Annotated in this window: 4 protein-coding genes and 1 tRNA gene; 3 read left to right on the top strand and 2 right to left on the bottom strand. The window is 51.3% G+C overall.

Features of this window, described 5'->3' with window-relative positions; genetic code table 11:
- Positions 1–89: 89 nt before the first annotated feature.
- Positions 90–695, bottom strand: a complete 606-nt coding sequence (locus AUK29_07270) for a hypothetical protein (GenBank protein ID OIP63070.1) — start codon at positions 693–695, stop codon at positions 90–92.
- 174 nt (positions 696–869) lie between these two features.
- On the bottom strand, positions 870–1,529 hold the full coding sequence (locus AUK29_07265; protein ID OIP63069.1) for a hypothetical protein: 660 nt from the start codon (positions 1,527–1,529) through the stop codon (positions 870–872).
- A gap of 244 nt (positions 1,530–1,773) precedes the next feature.
- Here AUK29_07265 and AUK29_07260 point away from each other — a divergent pair, with 244 nt between their 5' ends.
- The 3 genes from AUK29_07260 to AUK29_07250 all read left to right on the top strand — a co-directional run.
- Entirely contained in the window at positions 1,774–2,625 is an 852-nt protein-coding gene (locus tag AUK29_07260) for a type II secretion system protein GspN (protein ID OIP63068.1), read from the top strand.
- A gap of 80 nt (positions 2,626–2,705) precedes the next feature.
- Positions 2,706–2,782, top strand: a tRNA-Arg gene (locus AUK29_07255).
- 389 nt (positions 2,783–3,171) lie between these two features.
- On the top strand, positions 3,172–5,077 hold a 1,906-nt coding region (locus AUK29_07250; GenBank protein ID OIP63067.1), incomplete at its 3' end, for a hypothetical protein.

Genomic DNA, 5,077 nt, shown 5'->3' with positions numbered 1-5,077 from the left:
CTTTGATCAAAAGGCGTGCAAGAAAACCTTTGGTTTCCAATTTCTGCGTGCTTCAACTTAAACACGAAAGAGACGAAAGGCGTCCGCGGTTAAAAGTTGATCCTGATGGCATAAGGATGTTCGAGGAGGAAAACCGATTCCCTGATGCCGTCGCCGTTGAACTGGTCCACCGCTATCCTTCCATAGTCCGTTTCCAGTACGACCCAGGCGTGTCCGTCTTTTCCATCCGATGGGAGTCCGATCCAGAGTTGGTTCCGGATTCCGGCGGCGTTCAAGAGCGAAGAAAAGAGAACGGCAAACCCCTTGCAATCCAGACTCGGCGAGAACAAGGCCGTCTCCGGAAGGATCCACGGGGCTTTCCGGGTACGGAACTTGGCGGCATGTATTTGCAAAAGGATTCCTTCGTAACCGGTTCTCCCGCGGTTCAGTAGGCCCGTTCTTGCCCATCTCCGGAGAAGGGGAGGGGCGGGAAAGTGGGACCTCACTTCCTTGAGCAGACGGTAATCCGAGAGGCACAGATAAGAGGGCCTTTTTTCCTGCAGGGCAATCCGGAACCGATAGATCCATTTAAGAGCCGGATCAAAGAGCGCAAAGAGCAAGAACCTGTAGAGGCGGCCCAGAAAAGTCCGGCCGGGAAAGCTCTGCGAGAGGATCCCCATACGCCATTTAATCAGGTTGTTTACGGGCGATGCCATTTTCTTAGATCCTACCCTCAAAGACGGTATGATGCCTGAAAGCCGGAAACGAATTGAGTTGCACCCCATACTTATAGCTTAACCGATAGATCGGAATTTGGTCAATATCTTTGATGACTTGCGCCGGACGCGCGGGTTTCATGAATCAGGATTGGAGAGGGGATCAACGTGGTTTCAGGAGGTTCTCCCCTGGAAAGTGAAAAGCATGATGTTGCACATGGCGTGGAACACCGTGGAGGCCGTGATGGACCCGGTCTTTTCCCGGAGCCATCCGAAGATCAACGCCGGGACAAAAATGGCGGCGTTCCAGACATTCAAGCCGATGACGAGGTGGAAGATCATGAAGATCAGTGATGCCAGGAAAAGGCCCCAGCCTGTTTCGGCCCCGAGCAGGCGGCAGGGTTTCCCGAAGATCTGGTTCAGACGGGTCTGAAGATACCCTCGGAAGAAGAATTCCTCAGGCAAGGCGATATAGAAGGCCTGGTACAGAGCCATCCTGATCCAATCCATGCCCCTGCCGCCTTCCAGAAAATCCAAGTCGGGCATTCCGAACCGGAGGGCGAAGACCGTGAAATAGGGGATCAGCAAAAGCGAGACAACGAGACCCATGCCGAGCGATCGAGGGAAGTCTTCGAGATGGTATCCGAACTCCATGAAGGATTCCTGCCTGATGGTAAGGATGATCCATGGGACAAGGATCCAGGCGAGAGGCGTCAGGTATCCGCCGATACGGCCCGGCACGCCTGAGAATGGATGGGTCTGCAGGATGAAGATGAAGACAAAAAAGGCGAAGGTGACTCCGATACACTCCGTGATCAAGTTTTTTCTTGACATACTTTTCTTACCCCGGATAATCTGGGTATACGGTATCAAAAACAGATGGCGACCACAAGAAGAATTGAAGCTTCCTGCAAGAAAGCTTCAACGGTTCTTCAGAATTCAAGGAAGTTTTTTTTTAAATTTGCCCGCCAATTCCCAAACAGACTTTGGAGATGGCCGGAAGATGATATTTACATAACCGAAAGACGGTTAGGATAGGAAGATGCCCAACCCGCGCGGACGAATACCGATTGTTTATATGCTGTACGGCGTCTCTCTTTTCCTTCTGTTCATCCTTGTTTTTTTCCCTTACAAGAGAACCGCGGAAAGCCTGATTGTCCATTTTGAAAAAAAAACCGGGATCAGTCTGATTTACAAAGACCTCTCTTATCGCTTCCCCCTCGGCTGCAGGCTGGATCCTATAGAGATCCAACTGCCGTACCAAGGGGTGAGGTACAGCATATTCAAGGGGGATACCCTGACCCTGAAGCTCTCTTTTTTCCCCCTTCTCGGGAAAAAAATGGTCGTCCGTTTTCTTGGAAAAGGCTATGGCGGTGAAACCAGCGGAGAGGTTCGTCTGCGGTTTCCCGTAAGGCCGGAGTCGGGGAGATATCTCCTACAGGTCAAGGATATCCGTATCGCCGAGGCGCTCGCCCCTCTTTATCTGAGAAACTTCAAGGTGAGCGGGAAACTCACGGGCCAGGCGGATGTTCAATTCCATGGCCTAAACGATTATCTCAGCGGGCCCGGGACCTTTGTTGCCGCTTTGAGCCAAGGGCGGGTCCGGAATATCCTGATCAAGGGGCTCAACCTTCCGGACTTTGACTTCCATATCATGCAGATAGACGCAAAACTCACGGACGGGAAGCTCCGGATCGAGAACTTGCTGGTTGAAAGCGACATCCTGGCCGCGAAGATCCGGGGAGAGATTATACTCAATCCCCAGGACCTCTTTGAGAGCGGCCTCCATCTTTCTGCCCGGCTGAAGCCCATGGCGGATGATCCCATCAACCTCCACGGCGTCGCCGCCTATTCTGACAGGACCCTGGACCAGGAAGGATACTACCCCTTTGAACTGAAGGGGACCTTTCGCTACCCGGAACTGCAGTAATTTTTTTCTCCCCCTGTTTTCTTGACACATCACATGAAACATGTTACATAATGCTATTTTTAAGCTTCGGAATCTTTCTTGCCCCCGTAGCTCAGGCGGATAGAGCACCGGTTTCCTAAACCGGGTGCCGGGTGTTCGAGTCACCCCGGGGGCACCATCCATCTGAAACAATATTCAGGCAGACACAGAAGGGCACCCTTGTTTTGTTGACTCCAATCCTCGCCTTAGTGGCCCTATTCGTAAATACAGCACTCTCGGTACGTCACCACATTTACGAACAGGACCACTTAGGGTTGCAGCGGGATTGACCTAAGACAACTTGCTCAGGTGTAAGGTCAAATAATACATTGTAAAATATTGACACTTTGGATTGTTAACGGTTAAAATTAACTATATAAACCCTCTGCTTAATGGGATAAACATTTTGGAATAAAATTAAAGTTTTCAGATGAATAACCGATAACATATTAAGAACATTAGTAAAAAGTCTCAGAACAGCGGTTGTGAATTAAGATTCTTTTTAGCATTTATTGTCGTGGGGGAATCATGGAGAAGATGAAAATGCACTTGCAGAAGTTACTGATGCCAGCCCTGGTCATCTGCTCCCTTATCCCCGCTTCTGTCTACGCGGTATCAGAAGGGCCCGTGGGCTCGGCTCAGATGAATGATGAGGTCCTGCTTTTTCAGGATATTCCCTCTGTCTACAGCGCCTCCAAGTATGAACAGAAGGTGACCGAGGCGCCGTCGTCCATCAGCATTGTCACAGCCGATGAAATCAGGAAGTACCATTACCGCACACTTGCGGACATCCTGCGCAGCCTGCGCGGGTTTTACACCAGCTATGACCGGAACTATGCATATCTCGGGGTACGCGGGTTCGCGCGTCCGGGGGATTATAACACCCGGATTCTCCTCCTGGTGGACGGGCACCGTATGAATGAGAATATTTATGACAGTATCTATATCGACACAGCGTTTCTCCTCGATGTAGATACCATCGACCGGGTCGAGGTCATACGCGGCCCAGGCTCTTCAATCTACGGAAGCAATGCCCTGTTTGCCGTGATCAATGTGATCACCAAGCGCGGCCGCGATCTCAAAGGGTTGGAGGTGTCCGGCGAGGCGGGGAGTCTCCGTACCTATAAAAAGCGCTTGAGTTACGGCAACCGGTTTGAGAACGGCATGGAAATGCTCCTATCGGCAACGGCCTATGAAAGTGCAGGGAATGACCGTCTCTATTTCAGGGAATTCGATGATCCCGCCACCCACAACGGTATCGCCGTCAACAGCGACCATGACCAGATGCAGAACTTTTTCGGGAAACTCTCATTTCAGGACTTCACTCTTCAAGGGGCACGTGTGGAACGAGAGAAAAAGATCCCGACGGCTCCCTGGGGCATCGTATTCAATGATCCTCGTACCGAGGCCACGGATCAGCGCCAGTATGTGGACCTGAAGTATGAGCACCGTTTTGAGAATGAGTTGGATGCCATGGCACGGATCTTCTATGACGCCTACTCCTATTCCGGAGATTATGTGTACGATATTGCGGATTATGCAGCCGATCCTTCCTCGGATCCCAATATCATGATCTTCAAGGACAGATCTCCAGGTCAGTGGTTTGGGGGAGAATTTCAATTGACCCGGAGGTTTCTGGAGAAGCATCGGGCCATTCTGGGCGCCGAAATCCGGGAAAACACAAGGCAGGATCAACAGAACTACGATGCGACCACCACTTATCTGGACGACCGGAGAGACAGCACCAACTGGGCCGTTTACCTCCAGGATGAATTTCAGATTTTTAATGACCTCATCTTCTATGGCGGTGTGCGTTACGACCACTATGACACCTTCGGCACAACCACGAATCCGAGACTGGCCTTGATTTACAATCCCTATCAGAAAACGACCTTCAAGCTTCTCTATGGTGAGGCCTTCCGGGCGCCCAATGCCTACGAGCTCTATTATTATGACGGCAGCGGGAATACAAAATCCAATCCCAACCTCGATCCTGAGACGATCAAGACCTACGAACTGGTGTACGAGCAGTATATCGGGGATCACCTGCGGGGAACGGCGTCAGGATTTTTCTATAACATCAAGGATCTGATCACTCAAACGACCGACCCCGCCGACGGTCTGATTATGTACGACAATGTGAGCGAGGCCAAGGCCGAAGGCGCGGAGCTGGAACTCGAAGGGAAATGGGAAAGCGGCGTAGAAGGCCGCATCAGTTACACCTATCAGGAGACCGAAGACATCCGGACCGGCCGGGTCTTGTCCAATGCACCCAAGCATCTGGCCAAGCTGAATCTCATCCTTCCGGTGATCCCTGAGAAACTCTTTGCAGGGCTGGAAGAACAGTATAAGAGCGAACGGGAAACCGTTACCGGAAATGAGGCAGCGGGATATTTTGTCACCAACCTGAACCTGTTCTACCAGAACCTGACTC

The organism is Nitrospirae bacterium CG2_30_53_67 (assembly GCA_001873285.1).
Taxonomy (GTDB): domain Bacteria; phylum CG2-30-53-67; class CG2-30-53-67; order CG2-30-53-67; family CG2-30-53-67; genus CG2-30-53-67.
This window is presented reverse-complemented; position numbering and strand designations above follow the sequence as displayed.